General features: G+C 40.0%; 19 protein-coding genes and 1 riboswitch. Of the genes, 13 read left to right on the top strand and 6 right to left on the bottom strand.

Going from position 1 to position 16186, the window contains the following annotated elements; translation table 11 throughout:
* Positions 1 to 258 (top strand): nicotinamide riboside transporter PnuC (pnuC, locus tag RWO85_RS03030; protein WP_314413926.1); only part of this gene is annotated, 258 nt, incomplete at its 5' end.
* A 152-nt stretch (positions 259 to 410) separates the two neighbouring features.
* On the opposite strand, the gene RWO85_RS03025 is transcribed toward pnuC, so the two are convergent.
* Positions 411 to 947, bottom strand: a complete 537-nt coding sequence (locus RWO85_RS03025; protein WP_314413923.1) for a TetR/AcrR family transcriptional regulator — start codon at positions 945 to 947, stop codon at positions 411 to 413.
* A gap of 132 nt (positions 948 to 1079) precedes the next feature.
* On the opposite strand from RWO85_RS03025, the gene RWO85_RS03020 reads away from it, so the two are divergent.
* Together RWO85_RS03020 and RWO85_RS03015 are read left to right on the top strand one after the other, a co-directional pair.
* The gene (locus tag RWO85_RS03020; RefSeq protein ID WP_201058800.1) at positions 1080 to 1976 is read left to right on the top strand and encodes a cation diffusion facilitator family transporter; all 897 of its coding nucleotides are present in this window, start codon (positions 1080 to 1082) and stop codon (positions 1974 to 1976) included.
* Between the two features lie 76 nt (positions 1977 to 2052).
* The gene (locus tag RWO85_RS03015; protein WP_314413922.1) at positions 2053 to 3090 is read left to right on the top strand and encodes a zinc-binding dehydrogenase; all 1038 of its coding nucleotides are present in this window, start codon (positions 2053 to 2055) and stop codon (positions 3088 to 3090) included.
* A gap of 67 nt (positions 3091 to 3157) precedes the next feature.
* On the opposite strand, the gene galR is transcribed toward RWO85_RS03015, so the two are convergent.
* On the bottom strand, positions 3158 to 4159 hold the full coding sequence (galR, locus tag RWO85_RS03010) for a DNA-binding transcriptional regulator GalR (RefSeq protein WP_314413920.1): 1002 nt from the start codon (positions 4157 to 4159) through the stop codon (positions 3158 to 3160).
* A gap of 163 nt (positions 4160 to 4322) precedes the next feature.
* Here galR and RWO85_RS03005 point away from each other — a divergent pair, with 163 nt between their 5' ends.
* From RWO85_RS03005 to RWO85_RS02970, 8 genes are all read left to right on the top strand, one after another.
* A complete protein-coding gene (locus RWO85_RS03005; RefSeq protein WP_314413918.1) occupies positions 4323 to 5501 on the top strand; it encodes a galactokinase in 1179 nt (392 codons plus the stop codon).
* An 18-nt stretch (positions 5502 to 5519) separates the two neighbouring features.
* Positions 5520 to 7001, top strand: coding sequence for a UDP-glucose--hexose-1-phosphate uridylyltransferase (locus tag RWO85_RS03000; RefSeq protein ID WP_314413916.1), 1482 nt, complete (start codon positions 5520 to 5522; stop codon positions 6999 to 7001).
* Positions 7002 to 7070: 69 nt separating this feature from the next.
* A complete protein-coding gene (locus RWO85_RS02995) occupies positions 7071 to 7475 on the top strand; it encodes a PaaI family thioesterase (RefSeq protein ID WP_000651223.1) in 405 nt (134 codons plus the stop codon).
* Between the two features lie 156 nt (positions 7476 to 7631).
* A complete protein-coding gene (locus RWO85_RS02990) occupies positions 7632 to 8486 on the top strand; it encodes a DNA adenine methylase (RefSeq protein ID WP_314413914.1) in 855 nt (284 codons plus the stop codon).
* 25 nt (positions 8487 to 8511) lie between these two features.
* The gene (locus RWO85_RS02985) at positions 8512 to 9288 is read left to right on the top strand and encodes a site-specific DNA-methyltransferase (RefSeq protein WP_049509775.1); all 777 of its coding nucleotides are present in this window, start codon (positions 8512 to 8514) and stop codon (positions 9286 to 9288) included.
* Positions 9272 to 10075 (top strand): hypothetical protein, encoded by an 804-nt coding sequence (locus tag RWO85_RS02980; protein ID WP_049509737.1) that lies wholly within the window; start codon positions 9272 to 9274, stop codon positions 10073 to 10075. The genes RWO85_RS02985 and RWO85_RS02980 overlap by 17 nt, the downstream gene beginning before the upstream one ends.
* Before the next feature lie 14 nt (positions 10076 to 10089).
* Complete coding sequence (locus tag RWO85_RS02975) at positions 10090 to 10248, top strand: hypothetical protein (protein WP_162837409.1); 159 nt, start codon at positions 10090 to 10092, stop codon at positions 10246 to 10248.
* A complete protein-coding gene (locus tag RWO85_RS02970; RefSeq protein WP_314413912.1) occupies positions 10248 to 11156 on the top strand; it encodes a type II restriction endonuclease in 909 nt (302 codons plus the stop codon). The genes RWO85_RS02975 and RWO85_RS02970 overlap by 1 nt, the downstream gene beginning before the upstream one ends.
* A 47-nt stretch (positions 11157 to 11203) precedes the next feature.
* Here RWO85_RS02970 and RWO85_RS02965 read toward each other — a convergent pair whose 3' ends face one another.
* The 4 genes from RWO85_RS02965 to RWO85_RS02950 all read right to left on the bottom strand — a co-directional run bounded on the left by RWO85_RS02965 (position 11204) and on the right by RWO85_RS02950 (position 14952).
* Positions 11204 to 12466, bottom strand: a complete 1263-nt coding sequence (locus RWO85_RS02965; RefSeq protein ID WP_314413910.1) for a nucleobase:cation symporter-2 family protein — start codon at positions 12464 to 12466, stop codon at positions 11204 to 11206.
* On the bottom strand, positions 12466 to 13047 hold the full coding sequence (locus tag RWO85_RS02960; protein WP_261087032.1) for a xanthine phosphoribosyltransferase: 582 nt from the start codon (positions 13045 to 13047) through the stop codon (positions 12466 to 12468). The genes RWO85_RS02965 and RWO85_RS02960 overlap by 1 nt, the downstream gene beginning before the upstream one ends.
* A 350-nt stretch (positions 13048 to 13397) precedes the next feature.
* Positions 13398 to 13493, bottom strand: a riboswitch (purine riboswitch).
* A gap of 233 nt (positions 13494 to 13726) precedes the next feature.
* The gene (locus RWO85_RS02955) at positions 13727 to 14113 is read right to left on the bottom strand and encodes a VOC family protein (protein WP_314413908.1); all 387 of its coding nucleotides are present in this window, start codon (positions 14111 to 14113) and stop codon (positions 13727 to 13729) included.
* A gap of 11 nt (positions 14114 to 14124) precedes the next feature.
* Positions 14125 to 14952, bottom strand: a complete 828-nt coding sequence (locus tag RWO85_RS02950; RefSeq protein WP_314413906.1) for an exodeoxyribonuclease III — start codon at positions 14950 to 14952, stop codon at positions 14125 to 14127.
* A gap of 133 nt (positions 14953 to 15085) precedes the next feature.
* Here RWO85_RS02950 and RWO85_RS02945 point away from each other — a divergent pair, with 133 nt between their 5' ends.
* On the top strand, positions 15086 to 15541 hold the full coding sequence (locus RWO85_RS02945) for a DUF3290 family protein (protein WP_314413903.1): 456 nt from the start codon (positions 15086 to 15088) through the stop codon (positions 15539 to 15541).
* Entirely contained in the window at positions 15538 to 16170 is a 633-nt protein-coding gene (locus tag RWO85_RS02940; RefSeq protein ID WP_314413902.1) for a DUF421 domain-containing protein, read from the top strand. The genes RWO85_RS02945 and RWO85_RS02940 overlap by 4 nt, the downstream gene beginning before the upstream one ends.
* Positions 16171 to 16186 lie beyond the last annotated feature (16 nt).

Here is a 16186-nt window from a genome sequence, read left to right as displayed (position 1 = left end):
AGACTGTCCCATCACTATTCGAACTTCGTCTCCCAACTTACGCTGTTCCCATTCAATGGTGTAGGGCAAATCCTCATGACAGCTGTTTACCGTGAACAGTGGATATTCTGGGCTGCTACTAATGTCTTTTCAATCTATCTCTGGTGGGGAGAAAGCCTGCAAATCCAAGGGAAATACTTGATTTATCTCATTAACAGTCTAGTTGGTTGGTACCAGTGGAGCAAGGCAGCTAAGCAGAATACGGATTTATCTAACTAGGAAAAGATGTTTTAGGTTTTGGGATAAAACAGATAGAGTTGATAATCAAGGATTTATATTATGAAAAAGAGGATTGGCGGATCCTCTTTTCTTGTTGAAAAGATAAAAAACTTACTAGCCTAGAAATAAGGTAACTGAGTTCTACTCTGTATTCAATTTTTAGGAATGAGAAAGTCTAGATAAAACTGGACAACTTCCTGTTCTGTGAAGTCTTGCCCTTTTTTGAGCCACCAGATCAATGTCTCGGTAAAGTTTGTTACGACCAAGTGTTGGAGATAAGAGGCAGGCAGACTTGGGTGAGCTTCTTTCAAATCATCAGCCAACAAGGGATAGACGTGGTTATCCAATTCTCTCTGGAGTTGACGGAGGAAGTAGTCATTTTTGGAAAATAGCAGACTGGTGATATGGTCTTGGTTTTTCTGAAAATGGAGAAAGAGGTGGGCGAGGTAATCTTCGGTTGAAATGGACTCCTCTCTTTCAAAGAGGTGATGGAAGAGGTAGCGACAAAGCTCGTCCAGAAGTAGTTCCTTACTCTCATAGTGACAGTAAAAAGTGGAACGTCCCACGTCTGCGAGATCAATGATATCCTGAACCGTAGTGGATTCGTAGCCCTTATCGTTCAAAAGTTGTAGAAAAGCTTGATAGATGGCTTTTTTTGTTTTACTGATACGACGGTCGATTTTAGTCATATGGACACTTGAGGCAAAATGTTCAGAACTGAATAAAGTTGACGCTTTGCTTCTATCCTTTCTTTGAATTTTAGTGGATAATGATAATGAACAAGATGTTCATAAATATATTATAACAAAGGAATGAGAAAGATGAAGGCAAAATATACTGTTTGGGTAGCTTTTTTCTTAAACTTGACTTATGCTATTGTCGAGTTTATTGCAGGTGGAGTATTTGGTTCGAGTGCTGTTCTTGCTGACTCTGTGCATGATTTGGGAGATGCCATTTCTATTGGGATATCGGCCTTTTTAGAAACAATCTCAAATAGAGAAGAAGATAGGCAGTACACCTTGGGTTACAAGCGATTTAGTCTTTTAGGAGCACTAGTGACTGCTGTGATTCTTATCACAGGATCCATCCTAGTGATTTTGGAAAATACAACTAAACTTTTTAATCCACAGCCCGTTAATGATGAAGGTATCCTCTGGCTAGGAATGATTGCGGTTACTATCAATGTATTAGCTAGTCTTGTGGTCCGAAAGGGACAAACAAAGAACGAGTCAATTCTGAGTCTGCATTTTCTAGAAGATACTCTTGGTTGGTTGGCTGTCATTCTGATGGCAATTGTTCTTCGATTTACAGATTGGTATATTCTTGATCCGCTCTTATCGCTTGTCATTTCCATCTTCATTTTAATCAAAGCCATTCCTCGCTTTTGGAGCACACTCAAGATTTTCTTGGATGCTGTGCCAGAAGGTGTCGATATCAAGCAAGTCATGAGTGACTTAGAGGGATTAGACAATGTGGCTAGCCTTAACCAGCTTAATCTCTGGACTATGGATGGTTTGGAAAAAAATGCCATTGTTCATGTTTGCCTAAAAGAAATTGAACAGATGGAAACTTGTAAAGAATTCATACGAAACTTGCTAAAAGATTGTGGATTTCAAAACATCACTATTGAAGTTGATGCCGACCTAGAAACTCACCAAGCACATAAGCGCAATATAACAGAGTTAGAAGCAAGTCATGATCAAAATCATCATCATTGATGAGGTGTAGTATAAGTGAGCGAAAGCATAATAAAAAGTGTATACTTAAACTAGTAAAAATGGAGAGGATATGTTAATGAAATCAGCAGTATATACAAAGGCAGGTCAGGTTGGACTTGCTAGCATTGAACGTCCGCAAATAATAGAAGCGGATGATGTGATTATTCGTGTAGTTCGCGCGTGCGTTTGTGGATCGGATCTGTGGAGGTACCGTAATCCAGAAACGAAAGCTGGACACAAAAATAGTGGACACGAAGCGATTGGGATTGTTGAAGAAGCTGGGGAAGCCATTACGACGGTGAAACCAGGTGATTTTGTCATTGTCCCTTTTACACATGGATGTGGTGAGTGTGATGCCTGTCTTGCTGGCTTTGACGGTTCTTGCGACAATCATATTGGTAATAACTTGGGAGGCGATTTTCAGGCGGAATATATTCGTTTTCACTATGCAAACTGGGCGCTGGTTAAAATCCCTGGACAACCTTCTGACTACACAGAAGGTATGCTAAAGTCCCTATTGACTCTTGCAGATGTCATGCCGACAGGCTATCATGCGGCGCGTGTTGCTAATGTTCAAAAAGGGGATAAGGTTGTGGTCATTGGTGATGGGGCTGTTGGTCAATGTGCTGTTATCGCAGCTAAGATGCGTGGAGCATCGCAAATTATCCTCATGAGTCGTCATGAAGATCGTCAAAAGATGGCTCTGGAGTCGGGTGCGACAGCTATTGTAGCTGAGCGAGGTCAAGAAGGTATTGCCAAGGTGCGTGAGATTCTAGGTGGTGGTGCAGATGCAGCTCTGGAATGTGTTGGAACAGAAGCAGCGGTTGATCAAGCTCTTGGTGTTCTCCATAATGGAGGGCGTATGGGATTTGTAGGAGTCCCACACTATAATAATCGTGCTCTTGGTTCGACATTTATGCAAAATATCTCTGTAGCAGGTGGGGCAGCTTCTGCTACAACATACGATAAGCAATTTTTACTAAAAGCTGTTCTGGATGGCGATATCAATCCAGGTCGCGTCTTTACTTCAAGTTATAAACTGGAAGATATCGACCAGGCTTATAAAGACATGGATGAACGTAAGACCATTAAGTCTATGATTGTGATGGACTAAAAAAGAGAATCCTAATGGAGATTTGAGACTCTCTATTAGGATTTTTTGTCATGTTTAATTTGTGGAGTTATGGCAGAGTACTCTCTCTCAGAGTCAGTCTGGTTCCCAGCATAGTCAGGCTAGGTATTTTCCGACCGTGGAGTACTTCTTTGTTAAGAATATCCATACCTGCTCGGCCCATTTCTTCAGTATAGACGGTGATGCTGGAGAGGGGAGGATAGACTTGCTTGGTCAGGCTGGTGTCGTTAAAGGAAATAAGACTGACGCGGTCTGGCAGGCTGATTCCAGCTTCTTGGAGGGCACGGAGGGCACCGATAGCTAAACTATCGCTGGCTGCGAAAAAGGCTGGTGGGAGTTGGTCTCCTAAGATCTGAATGGCCTCCTTCATCAAGTCATAGCCAGACTGGGCAGTAAAGCTTCCTTGAAAGACCAGTTCATCATGATAGATTCCTTTTGTTTGACTGTAGTTTCTGAAATTTTCCAGCCGCTTATCCTCAATGATTTCTTCTTGGTCTGTTGTTTTCTCAAGCCCTGTTAGAATCCCGATGCGGTCCATCCCTTGGCTGAGAAAATAATCGACAACCTGTTTCATGGCAGTGTAAAAGTCCGTGATAATGCAGGTATGTCCTAGTGAAAGAGTATCACTGTCTAGAAAGACAAGAGGCTTTTGGTATTCTTCAAAGGCAGAAATCTGAGCTCGGCTAAATTTTCCGATGCAGAGAATCCCAATCACTTCTTCGCTTAGGGTAAAAGGATGGTCATTAAAATAGCGCAAGATATCGTAGTCCAACTCTTGGGCTCTTTTTTCTATGCCTAGGCGAATCTGGTAGTAGTAGAGGTCGTCCAGCTCCCCTTGTTCGCTGACCCATTGGATAATGGCAATCTTTTGCTTGGGTTTGTGGGACTCGCCTGTCTTGAGGTGCTTAGTGTAGCCCAACTCTTCAGCAACAGTTAAAATACGGTGTCTGGTTTCTTCTGTAACAGATAGGCTCTGGTCGCGGTTGAGGACACGGGATACGGTCGCGATAGAGACAGAGGCTAACTGTGCAATGTCTTTTAAGGTAGCCATAAATCCTCCTTGATTAGATTAGTATATCATATTTTTCTGTATTTTACTGATAGTTTAGTAAAAGTTTAGTAAAAAGGATTGACCTTGGGAAATCCCTTGGATACAATAGAAGAAAACGATTACACGTTAAGGTGACTTAACGGACAGTAAAAGGAGAAATCATATGACACAACATCTTACTGCTGAAGCTCTTCGCAAAGACTTTCTTGCTGTTTTTGGTCAAGAAGCAGACCAAACTTTCTTTTCACCAGGTCGTATCAATTTGATTGGTGAACACACAGACTACAACGGTGGGCACGTTTTTCCTGCTGCTATTTCCTTGGGAACTTACGGTGCAGCTCGTAAGCGTGACGACCAAGTTTTACGTTTCTACTCAGCTAACTTTGAGGACAAGGGCATTATCGAAGTGCCTCTAGCGGATCTCAAGTTTGAAAAAGAGCACAACTGGACCAACTATCCAAAAGGGGTTCTTCATTTCTTGCAAGAAGCTGGGCATGTGATTGACAAAGGTTTTGATTTTTATGTTTATGGGAATATCCCAAATGGTGCTGGTTTGTCTTCTTCAGCATCCTTGGAACTTTTGACAGGGGTTGTGGCAGAGCATCTCTTTGATTTAAAATTAGAGCGTCTCGATTTGGTTAAAATCGGCAAACAAACAGAAAATAACTTTATCGGAGTCAACTCTGGTATCATGGACCAGTTTGCTATCGGTATGGGGGCTGACCAACGTGCTATTTACTTAGATACTAACACTTTAGAGTATGATTTGGTACCACTTGATTTGAAGGACAATGTCGTTGTTATCATGAACACTAACAAACGCCGTGAATTGGCGGACTCTAAATACAATGAACGTCGTGCTGAGTGTGAAAAAGCAGTGGAAGAATTGCAAGTTGCCTTGGATATTAAGACCTTGGGTGAATTGGACGAGTGGGCCTTTGACCAATATAGCTATCTGATTAAAGATGAAAATCGTTTGAAACGTGCTCGCCATGCTGTGCTTGAAAACCAACGTACCCTCAAAGCTCAAGTAGCCCTTCAAGCAGGAGATTTGGAAACATTTGGTCGTTTGATGAATGCGTCACACGTTTCTCTGGAACATGACTATGAAGTAACTGGCTTGGAATTGGATACTCTTGTTCACACAGCTTGGGCGCAAGAAGGTGTTCTCGGTGCTCGTATGACAGGGGCAGGTTTTGGCGGATGTGCCATTGCCTTGGTGCAAAAAGATACTGTTGAGGCCTTTAAGGAAGCTGTAGGCAAACACTACGAGGAAGTAGTTGGCTACGCTCCAAGCTTCTATATCGCTGAAGTTGCAGGTGGCACTCGCGTCCTTGACTAGTCAAAAGGAGGCTCTATAGTGACCTTAGTAGATAAATTTGTAACACATGTCATTTCTGAAAGTTCATATGAGGAAATGGATCGAATCTACCTGACCAATCGTGTCTTGGCACGAGTGGGAGATGGTGTTTTGGAAGTTGAGCCCAATCTGGATAAATTGATTGACCTCAAGGACCAGCTGGTTGAGGAAGCCGTTCGATTAGAGACGATTGAAGATAGTCAGACTGCGCGTGAAATCCTTGGTGCTGAACTAATGGATTTGGTGACTCCTTGTCCGAGTCAGGTTAATCGTGACTTTTGGACAACCTATGCCCACTCTCCTGAGCAAGCGATAGCGGATTTCTACCAACTTAGCCAGAAAAATGACTACATCAAACTCAAGGCTATTGCTAAAAATATCGCTTATCGTGTTCCATCTGATTACGGTGAACTTGAAATTACCATCAATCTCTCTAAGCCTGAAAAGGATCCGAAAGAGATTGCGGCAGCCAAGTTGGTGCAAACTAGCAATTATCCTCAGTGTCAACTTTGTCTAGAGAATGAGGGCTACCATGGTCGGGTCAACCACCCAGCTCGCTGCAACCACCGTATTATCCGTTTTGAAATGGCTGGTCAGGAGTGGGGTTTCCAGTACTCGCCCTATGCTTATTTTAATGAGCACTGTATTTTCTTAGACGGGCAACATCGCCCTATGGCTATTAGTAGAAAAAGTTTTGAGCGTTTGTTGGCTATCGTAGAGCAGTTTCCAGGCTATTTTGCTGGCTCTAATGCCGACTTGCCGATTGTGGGAGGTTCTATTCTGACTCATGACCACTATCAGGGAGGCCGTCACGTATTTCCTATGGAATTGGCTCCCTTGCAAAAGACCTTCCGATTTGCTGGTTTTGAGCAGGTCAAGGCTGGGATTGTCAAGTGGCCAATGTCAGTGTTGCGTTTGACTTCGGCTTCCAAAGAGGATTTGATCAACTTGGCTGATAAGATTTTGCAGGAATGGCGCCAGTATTCAGATCCTGCAGTGCAGATTTTGGCAGAGACAGACGGGACACCGCATCACACCATCACACCTATAGCCCGTAAACGCGATAGCCAGTTTGAGTTGGACTTAGTCTTGCGGGACAATCAGACTTCTGCAGAACATCCTGATGGCATCTACCATCCCCACAAGGATGTCCAACATATCAAGAAGGAAAATATTGGCTTGATTGAGGTCATGGGCTTGGCAATCTTGCCACCACGTCTGAAAGAAGAAGTGGAGCAAGTCGCTAGCTATCTTGTAGGAGAAGCTGTCTCAGTTGTCGATTATCATCAGGAATGGGCAGACCAACTCAAAGCCCGCTATCCAGACTTAACAGATAAAGAAAAAGCCCTTGAAATTGTCAAGGACTCTGTGGGTGCTATCTTTGCGCGTGTACTTGAGGACGCAGGAGTCTACAAGCAGACGGAACAAGGACGGGCAGCCTTTATGCGCTTTGTGGAGCAGGTCGGTATTTTTCCAGGCTAGGAGCTTTCTCCTTGCACAGTCCTATAAAAAGTAGTATCATAGTGTCGTTTGAAATATCAGGAGGAAACGATGAAAGACTTTCATTTTGACGCTATATCTGCCTTTGAAAATTACGAAATTGAACAAATGAGAGATGGTCACGTTGTGGTGACGACGAAAGTAGTGGACTCGTCGCTCAACTACTATGGCAATGCCCATGGTGGCTATCTCTTTACCCTTTGCGACCAGATTAGTGGTTTGGTGGTCATCTCGCTAGGACTTGATGGAGTGACGCTCCAATCCTCTATCAACTACCTCAAAGCAGGAAAACTCGACGATGTACTGACCATTAAAGGAGAATGTGTCCACCAAGGTCGCACAACCTGTGTCGTGGATGTGGATATTACCAATCAAGAGGGGAGAAATGTCTGCAAAGCAACCTTTACCATGTTTGTCACAGGCCAGCGATCAGAAGACAGACAGGTAAGGATATAAAGAGTAATTTAGTAGAGTGAGGTGAATTTTGGAATTTATAAAATTTGCCTTACTCATTTTTTGATATTGATATGATTTAATTCTAAAATAGAAAATTTAGTAATGTGGTAGAAAATACAAGAGATGTGTTTTAATTTCTATGGTATAATTAAAAGCATGAAGATAAAAGAAATAAAGGAAGTTACTTTACAACCGTTCACGAAATGGACAGGTGGTAAAAGACAATTATTGCCTGTTATTAGAGAATTAATGCCTAAAACCTATAACAGATATTTCGAACCTTTTGTTGGAGGTGGAGCTTTATTTTTTGATTTAGCTCCTAAAGATGCAGTTATTAATGATTTTAACGCTGAACTAATAAATTGCTATCAACAAATTAAGGACAATCCTCAAGAATTGATTGAAATTTTGAAAGTTCATCAGGAATATAATTCAAAAGAATATTATTTAGATTTACGTTCTGCTGATCGTGATGAAAGAATAGATATGATGTCTGAAGTACAAAGGGCAGCACGTATTCTCTATATGTTGAGAGTAGACTTTAATGGTTTATATCGTGTGAATTCTAAGAATCAGTTTAATGTACCTTATGGTCGTTATAAAAATCCTAAAATTGTTGATGAGAATTTGGTATCTGCTATTTCAACTTATCTGAATAATAATCAAATAGAAATTAAAAAAGGAGATTTTGAAAAGGCTGTTTTGGATGTTCAACCAGGGGATTTTGTATATTTTGATCCCCCGTATATTCCATTGTCAGAGACAAGCGCCTTTACTTCCTACACTCATGAGGGGTTTTCATATGATGATCAAGTAAGATTAAGAGATACCTTTAAGAAATTGAGTGATGCAGGGGCTTATGTTATGTTGTCAAACTCCTCTAGTTTTTTGGTAGAGGAGTTGTATCGAGATTTTAATATCCATTGTGTTGAAGCTACCCGAACTAATGGAGCAAAATCTTCGAGTCGAGGAAAAATTTCTGAAATTATAGTCACAAATTATGAAAAATAACGAATATAAGTATGGAGGTGTTTTAATGACAAAACCATACTATAATAAAGATAAAATGATTCTTGTTCATGCAGATACGTTTAAGTTATTATCGAAAATGAAACCAGAAAGCATGGACATGATCTTTGCTGATCCTCCATATTTTTTGAGTAACGGTGGTATATCAAATTCTGGGGGACAGGTTGTATCTGTAGATAAAGGTGACTGGGATAAAATTTCTTCCTTTGAGGAAAAGCACGAATTCAATCGTAAATGGATTCGTTTAGCAAAAGAAGTTTTGAAGCCTAATGGGACTATTTGGATTTCGGGGAGTTTACATAATATTTACTCAGTTGGAATGGCATTAGAGCAAGAAGGTTTTAAAATTCTAAATAACATTACTTGGCAGAAAACAAACCCTGCACCTAATTTATCCTGTCGTTATTTCACTCATTCTACTGAGACTATTTTATGGGCAAGAAAAAATGATAAAAAAGCTCGTCATTATTACAATTACGATTTGATGAAAGAGCTAAATGATGGTAAGCAAATGAAAGATGTTTGGACAGGTGCTTTGACGAAAAAAGCTGAGAAATGGGCTGGGAAACATCCAACTCAAAAACCAGAGTATTTGTTAGAACGCATTATTTTAGCCTCTACTAAAGAGGGTGACTATATTCTAGACCCATTTGTTGGTAGTGGCACTACGGGTGTTGTTGCGAAGCGATTAGGTAGAAGATTTATAGGTATCGATGCTGAAAAAGAATATTTGAAAATAGCAAAACAAAGAATTGAGATAGAATCTTATGCTTCAAACAGGTGAATATGCTACATATAAGGAATTTGGGATTGATTTAATACAAAAATTAGATGAAGAGGGCTTCACAGAAGCTATTCAAAATGGGGAACTACCAAAATCAAAATTTATAGAGACGCCGCAAGGTATTATTTTAAAATTTTATGGTTTTAAAGCTATAGATGTGAAAACAAAAAATCGCTTGAAGAGAACATCATATGATTGTTTAGTTCAGTATCGGAGTGAAGATGTTAAATTTGAAACAATTTGTCAAGAAATTATAAGAAAGTGTCTAAAAACAAAAAATGAAGTAAATTTAGTAAAGAACATTATTTATATATTTTTGAAAACTATAGCAAAACACCCTTTAACAAGTATTGATATTTTTTTTAAAGAATATTTTATATATAATGGAAAATTGAGGAAAATATCAGAAGAAAGAATTAATAACTTGAATTATGAAGTTATAGAGAAAGGTATAAACTCTCTAAATATAGTATTACTTGAATTAGATAGCATAGGAAAGTATACTTTTCAGGAATTGATTAATATAATTAGTTATATTGCTGTCATTGAAGAATTAAACTACCCTAAAATTATTGGCTCTAAGAATTATAAAGGACGTGAGCATTGCTTTGGCAGGTATGTAGAAGTTTTATTTGATAACGAAAAAGAATTAAAAAGATTGGTTAAATCAAATGCATTTAACAACGGAGCTCAATTTATTCCTAAGAAGGAATTAAAGGAATGGTATTTTACAAATGAAATTGAGGAAGACCGCATTGAATTGGATAATAACAAAAATTATTGTTAAAGGAGATTATATTAATGGTAAGGATTACAATTAACGCAGATGGTTATAACAATGGTACTGTAACAAGAAAATGTCCTCATTGTGGTGAAGAAAAGTCGATTGATGATTTTGGATACCGTAATATGGGGAATGATAATATTAGAAATCAATCTTGGTGTAAGGAGTGCCGGTAATGAAGTTACAAAAATATATATATCTTTCAAATGAAGACCGATTAAAACAATTTTTAAATACTCTTTCAGTAACCAATCGTACTCCTGAGTACTATGTGAATTGGAAGAAAGTTGACCGTGAGACAAAGAAGTATGAACTAGATTTGAATACTTTGAACTACTTAATTGGTAAAGATGATATTTATTCAGAAGCTCTACGTTTATTCACTAAACAACCTAATTTGTTAAAAGCAATTCCGAGCCTAATCGCAAGTCGAGATAAAGTTTTGGATATTCTGACAATAGATAATGACGATAATATGTCTTTTGAGCAATTGAATTTTAAAACGATAGATGCTAGCAGAATAGATGATTACATGAAATTTATTGAGAAATCTGGTTTGTTAAAGTTTTTACAACGACATGCTAATCGTTCATTAGTTGATTATGTTTATGGAGTTGAGACTGGATTAGATAGTAATGCTCGTAAAAACCGAAGTGGTAAAACTATGGAAGGAATTTTAGAAAGATATGTTTCAAGAATTTCTAAGGAGCAAAAATTAGAGTGGCAAGTTCAAGCAACAGCTAAATTTATTAAGAATGAGTGGGGAATTGAAGTACCTGTAGATAAATCTGAAAGACGGTTTGATGTTGCAGTTTATTCTAAAGAAAAACATAAAGTTTGGCTGCTTGAAACAAATTACTATGGTGGAGGCGGTAGTAAATTAAAATCCGTAGCAGGAGAATTTACAGAACTTAGTCAATTTGTTGTAACATCAGATGATGATGTTGAATTTGTATGGGTTACTGATGGGCAAGGATGGTTAACCGCGCATTTACCGTTGGCAGAAGCATTTAGTCATATTACTAATGTATTTAACTTAGAGATGTTGAGAGAAGGATTTTTAGCTGAATTATTCTTACAATGATTGTTCATTAGCTATATACAAAAAAAAGAGGCTCACACCTCTTTTTCTTATTTCTTTTTCCGATTTAATACGGCATTGAGGACAATGGCGAGGAGGCTGGCTACGACGATTCCGTTTGAGAAGAACATTTGGAAGGCTGTTGGCATGCTGATGAAGAGATTACTGTTGTTGAGTCCGACACCTGCAGCGATTGAAACTGCTGCGATAAGGAAGTTGTGTTCATTGTTAGCAAAGTCAACACGAGCGAGGATTTGCATCCCTTGAATAGATACAAAACCAAACATCACCAGCATGGCACCACCGAGGACAGGGCTCGGAATGATTTGGGCAAGGGCACCAAACTTAGGAAGGAGTCCAAGGAGAACCAGGAAACCAGCTGCGTAGTAGATTGGTAGGCGAGTCTTGATACCTGACAATTTAACCAAACCAACGTTTTGTGAAAATCCTGTGTAAGGGAAGGTGTTAAAGATTCCTCCGAGAAGTACGGCCAAACCTTCTGCGCGGTAACCGTTACGCAGGCGCGTGCTGTCGATCGGATCCTTTGTGATATCAGATAAGGCCAGATAAACACCAGTAGATTCAACCATAGACACCGTTGCGATGATACACATCATGACAATAGATGAGATTTCAAAGGTTGGCATCCCAAAGTAGAGGGGAGTTGGGACATGGACAAGTGGTGCTGCTGCAACAGGAGAGAAGTCAACCAAGCCCATGCTAGTAGCAATGGCAGTTCCAACAACCAGACCAATCAAAATAGAGATAGACTTGATAAATCCTTTGGTAAAGATGTTAATCAAGAGGATAATCAGAACAGTGATAGCTGCAAGCAAGAGACTTTGACCAGTTGGCTCTGGAACGTTATTTCCCATATTTCCAATAGCGACAGGAATCAAGGTTAAACCAATCGTGGTAATTACAGAACCTGTTACGATAGATGGGAAGAGATTGGCCACTTTTGAGAAGATGCCTGAAACAAGAACCACGTAAATCCCTGATGCGATGAGGGCACCAAACATAGCACCACTACCATGGCTTTGTCCAATCATAATCAAGGGAGCTACTGACTGGAAGGCAACTCCAAGAACGACTGGGAGTCCAATCCCAAAGTATTTGTTGAGTTGGAGTTGGAGGAAGGTTGCCACCCCACACATGAAGATATCTGTAGAAATCAGGTAGGTCAATTGCTCAGTTGAATAGCCAAGGGCTGTCGCAATCATGATGGGAACCAGGATAGATCCTGAGTACATGGCTAGTAAGTGCTGCAAGCCAAGAACGGCTGCTTGCGAGTGTTTTTCTTGAGTTTGCATTAGAGATCTGCCTCCTTAAATACGACCTGACCATTTTCAAAACGATCCAAACGAGCGAGTGATAGAACAGGGTAGCCTGCTTTTTCAAGCAAATCACGGCCATCTTGGAAGGATTTTTCAATCACAATACCGATAGCTTCGACTGTGGCACCAGCTTGTTCGATGATTTGAATCAAGCCTTTGGCAGCTTGGCCATTAGCAAGGAAATCGTCGATAATCAAGACCTTGTCCTCTGGTGAGAGGAATTTTCCAGCGATAGAAACGGTGCTGGTTACCTGTTTGGTAAAGGAGTAAACTTCGGCAGTTAAGATTCCTTCGTTCATAGTGATGTTTTTAGCTTTTTTAGCGAAAATCATGGGAATGTTTAAGGCTTCCGCTGTAAAAACGGCTGGGGCAATACCTGACGCTTCAATGGTCACGACTTTGGTAATACCAGCAGAAGCAAATTTTTCCGCAAAAACCTTACCAATCTCTCGCATCAAGCTAAAGTCAACTTGGTGGGTTAAAAAGGAATCTACCTTGAGGATGTTATCACCCAAGATATGCCCATCCTTGAGGATGCGCTCTTCTAATAATTTCATAAGACCTCCTAAAGTCTAAAAGCCAGTTTACTTGTTGGTTAAATATTTCTATAGTGATCTAGTTTGCTAGTACTATATATTTGATAAAACTAGTACGAGCGAAGCGAGTCTTATCAAATATTTCCCGTTGTAGTGGTATCATAGACAATAATCTTGTTATTGTCTATGACGGGATTTTTGAGACTTTTGGCTCAAAAATTAGGGATGAAATTCCCTGGATTCCTGAAATTATTCACAGGATAATTTCACCTCCCGTCCGCACTAATTAAGGGAAATATTAAAAATATTCAAAAAGGACCTACTTAATCTCTAAGCAAGTCCCCAAAATAGGCATGGCAAAAACGACCATACCTCACTGCTGACTTACTTATTGTTAGGTGTTCCGGCACCTTGTAGAAACGTCGTGCCAATTCACGACATAAACAAGTAAAACGATATTCAATTTTAAATAGGCTTGAGCCAATGTTTTTATTTTACACCAAAAAACTTTAAAAATCAAATATTTTGTTAGTATTTTGGTGTAAAAAACGAACAAATATAATAAAAATGGGCAAAAATTAACTTATTGGCTAACATTTAGAAGGTTTTTCCATCATAAAAGGCATATTATCAAGATTTTTCAAGACTTAATAATATGCCTCTTTCTCACTTTAAAGACTTTTTCCCAATCTTTATTATTCTACTCGCTAAATCTTAAAAAATAGCCATCTGGATCCAAAACTGCAAATTCATGTGGATAGATATAATGATCCCTAACACGAAACTTTCTTTTGGTTAAGGGACGATAAATAGGATAGTCAGCTTCCAGCAGTTTTTGGTGGAGCTGAGGAACATCTGCAATGCCAAAGGAAATATTGACACCGCGCCCGAAAGGATAGATCAGCTGAGTTAATTCTTCTGCGCTGCCTTCTTCTAGCATAAGCTGGCAGTCTTCAAGCGAGAGGAAGAGAAATTTCTCCTCTGGACGCTCGTATTCGACAGAGAATCCTAGCAGGTCGCAGTAGAAGTGGCGTGATTTTTCGATGTCAGATACTACAAATTCAGGAATGACAGCTTGATAGTCCATTCGTTTTCTCCTTAGAGTTCAATCTCCATGACAATGGGTGTATGGTCTTGGCGAGCACCTGAGTCAATCATATCAGATTTAGTGACCTTGTCTGCAAGACGGTTACTTGTGAGCCAGTAGTCGATTCTCCAGCCTGTATTGTTGATTTTAGAAGTCTTGCTGCGTTGTGCCCACCAAGTGTAGCGTTCTGGAACATCGCCGTGAATGTGGCGGAAGGTATCCGTAAATCCAGTTGCTAAAAGGTTGGTAAATCCAGCACGCTCCTCGTCGGTAAATCCTGGTGAACGGCGGTTGCTAGCAGGATTTGCAAGGTCGATCTCATTGTGGGCTACGTTGTAGTCACCGGTTGCAAGGACTGGTTTTTCTTTGTCTAGTTCAGCCAAGTACTCAGCATATTTGACATCCCAGACTTGACGTTCTTCCAAGCGTTTGAGACCGTCGCCAGCGTTTGGAGTGTAAACTTGAGTTACGAAAAATTCATCAAATTCTAGAGTGATGATACGGCCTTCCAAGTCCATGGTAGAAGGGGCACCGATTTCTGGGAAAGTGACAGTGGGTGTGAGTTCTTTCTTATAAAGGAACATGGTTCCAGCATAGCCTTTACGGGCAGGCTCTTGGGAAGAGCGCCACGTATTTTCGTAGCCTGGGAAGAGTTCTGCTAAAATTTCCAAGTGTTTCTTTGTAGGACCCTTAGCAGAAAGCTTGGTTTCTTGGATAGCGATAATGTCAGCATTTTCGGCGACCAAGGTTTGTAGGACTTCTTGGGACAATTTGGCACGAGCTGAGTCACTAGTTAGGGCAGCATTGAGGGAATCAATATTCCATGAGATAAGTTTCATAAAGTTACCTTTTTCATTCAGATTATAGATTTTATTATACCAAAAAAAGGTCTATTTCCCCAACGTATGGTTTGAAAAATCACCCTTTTTCGTTTATAATGAAGAATGATTTTATGAAAGGGAGTGGAAATAAATGAAATTTTACTCATATGACTATGTACTTAGCCAAATCAGTCAGCAAAATGGCATCATGATTGGCTTTGGGATTGTTCTCCTAGCTATCACAGGATTTTTTGCTTTTAAGGCTTATCGTGATAAAAAGGGGACTAAGTTTCGGGAATTGGTCATGATTTTGGCCTTGACCTTGGTAGCCATGCTTTTGGTGACAATTTCAAAATACCAGACCAATCAAGCCTCTAATAACCAATTTCAAACCTCCCTTCATTTTATAGAGGTTGTTTCCAAAGACTTGGGAGTAGATAAATCAGAAGTTTATGTCAATACTTCTGCAGCCACTGATGGAGCGCTAATCAAGGTAGGTTCAAATTTCTATCGCGCTTTGAACGGGAGCCAACCAGACAAGTATCTTTTAGAGAAATTAGAATTGCATCAAACAGACGCTATTGAATTGGTGGAGGTAAACAAATGACACTCAACTATATGGAAATTTTAATCAAACTGGCCCTGGGTCTTTTCTCGCTTGTTTTTGTTATCAATGTGACAGGAAAGGGAAATCTGGCGCCTAACTCTGCGACAGACCAAATTCAGAACTATGTTCTTGGTGGTATCATCGGTGGGGTGATTTACAATAGTTCAATCAGTATTCTGCAGTACGCAGTGATTTTGATGATGTGGACGATTTTGGTCTTGACCCTCAAGTGGCTCAATAACAATGTTCGTTTTGTCAAACGCTTGATTGATGGAAAACCGACTCTCTTGATCAAAAATGGGAAGATTGACCCAGAAGCCTGTCGTTCAGTTGGGTTGTCTGCAGCGGATGTGGCCCTCAAACTTCGTAGCCAAGGGATTTTCCAGATGAAGCAAGTTAAACGAGCTGTGCAGGAGCAAAATGGCCAACTCATCGTGGTCCAAATGGGAGATGAAAATCCTAAGTATCCAGTCGTGACTGACGGTGTGATTCAAGTCGATGTTTTGGAGTCGATTGGTCGTAGCGAAGAGTGGCTGCTTGATAACCTCAGCAAACAAGGGCATGACAATGTGGCCAATATCTTTATCGCTGAGTATGATAAGGGTGTGGTCACAGTCGTAACCTATTAATAAGAAGAACCTGGGG

It is taken from the genome of uncultured Streptococcus sp. (assembly GCF_963521865.1).
Taxonomy (GTDB): domain Bacteria; phylum Bacillota; class Bacilli; order Lactobacillales; family Streptococcaceae; genus Streptococcus.
Note: the sequence above shows the minus strand (reverse complement) of the source record. Positions and strands in the feature narration are given on the sequence as shown.

Coding starts and splice junctions, on each gene's coding strand:
- RWO85_RS03025 (WP_314413923.1), bottom strand. CDS start 947: ATGACTAAAATCGACCGTCGTATCAGTAAAACAAAAAAAGCCATCTAT.
- RWO85_RS03020 (WP_201058800.1), top strand. CDS start 1,080: ATGAAGGCAAAATATACTGTTTGGGTAGCTTTTTTCTTAAACTTGACT.
- RWO85_RS03015 (WP_314413922.1), top strand. CDS start 2,053: ATGAAATCAGCAGTATATACAAAGGCAGGTCAGGTTGGACTTGCTAGC.
- galR (WP_314413920.1), bottom strand. CDS start 4,159: ATGGCTACCTTAAAAGACATTGCACAGTTAGCCTCTGTCTCTATCGCG.
- RWO85_RS03005 (WP_314413918.1), top strand. CDS start 4,323: ATGACACAACATCTTACTGCTGAAGCTCTTCGCAAAGACTTTCTTGCT.
- RWO85_RS02995 (WP_000651223.1), top strand. CDS start 7,071: ATGAAAGACTTTCATTTTGACGCTATATCTGCCTTTGAAAATTACGAA.
- RWO85_RS02990 (WP_314413914.1), top strand. CDS start 7,632: ATGAAGATAAAAGAAATAAAGGAAGTTACTTTACAACCGTTCACGAAA.
- RWO85_RS02985 (WP_049509775.1), top strand. CDS start 8,512: ATGACAAAACCATACTATAATAAAGATAAAATGATTCTTGTTCATGCA.
- RWO85_RS02980 (WP_049509737.1), top strand. CDS start 9,272: ATGCTTCAAACAGGTGAATATGCTACATATAAGGAATTTGGGATTGAT.
- RWO85_RS02975 (WP_162837409.1), top strand. CDS start 10,090: ATGGTAAGGATTACAATTAACGCAGATGGTTATAACAATGGTACTGTA.
- RWO85_RS02970 (WP_314413912.1), top strand. CDS start 10,248: ATGAAGTTACAAAAATATATATATCTTTCAAATGAAGACCGATTAAAA.
- RWO85_RS02965 (WP_314413910.1), bottom strand. CDS start 12,466: ATGCAAACTCAAGAAAAACACTCGCAAGCAGCCGTTCTTGGCTTGCAG.
- RWO85_RS02960 (WP_261087032.1), bottom strand. CDS start 13,047: ATGAAATTATTAGAAGAGCGCATCCTCAAGGATGGGCATATCTTGGGT.
- RWO85_RS02955 (WP_314413908.1), bottom strand. CDS start 14,113: ATGGACTATCAAGCTGTCATTCCTGAATTTGTAGTATCTGACATCGAA.
- RWO85_RS02950 (WP_314413906.1), bottom strand. CDS start 14,952: ATGAAACTTATCTCATGGAATATTGATTCCCTCAATGCTGCCCTAACT.
- RWO85_RS02945 (WP_314413903.1), top strand. CDS start 15,086: ATGAAATTTTACTCATATGACTATGTACTTAGCCAAATCAGTCAGCAA.
- RWO85_RS02940 (WP_314413902.1), top strand. CDS start 15,538: ATGACACTCAACTATATGGAAATTTTAATCAAACTGGCCCTGGGTCTT.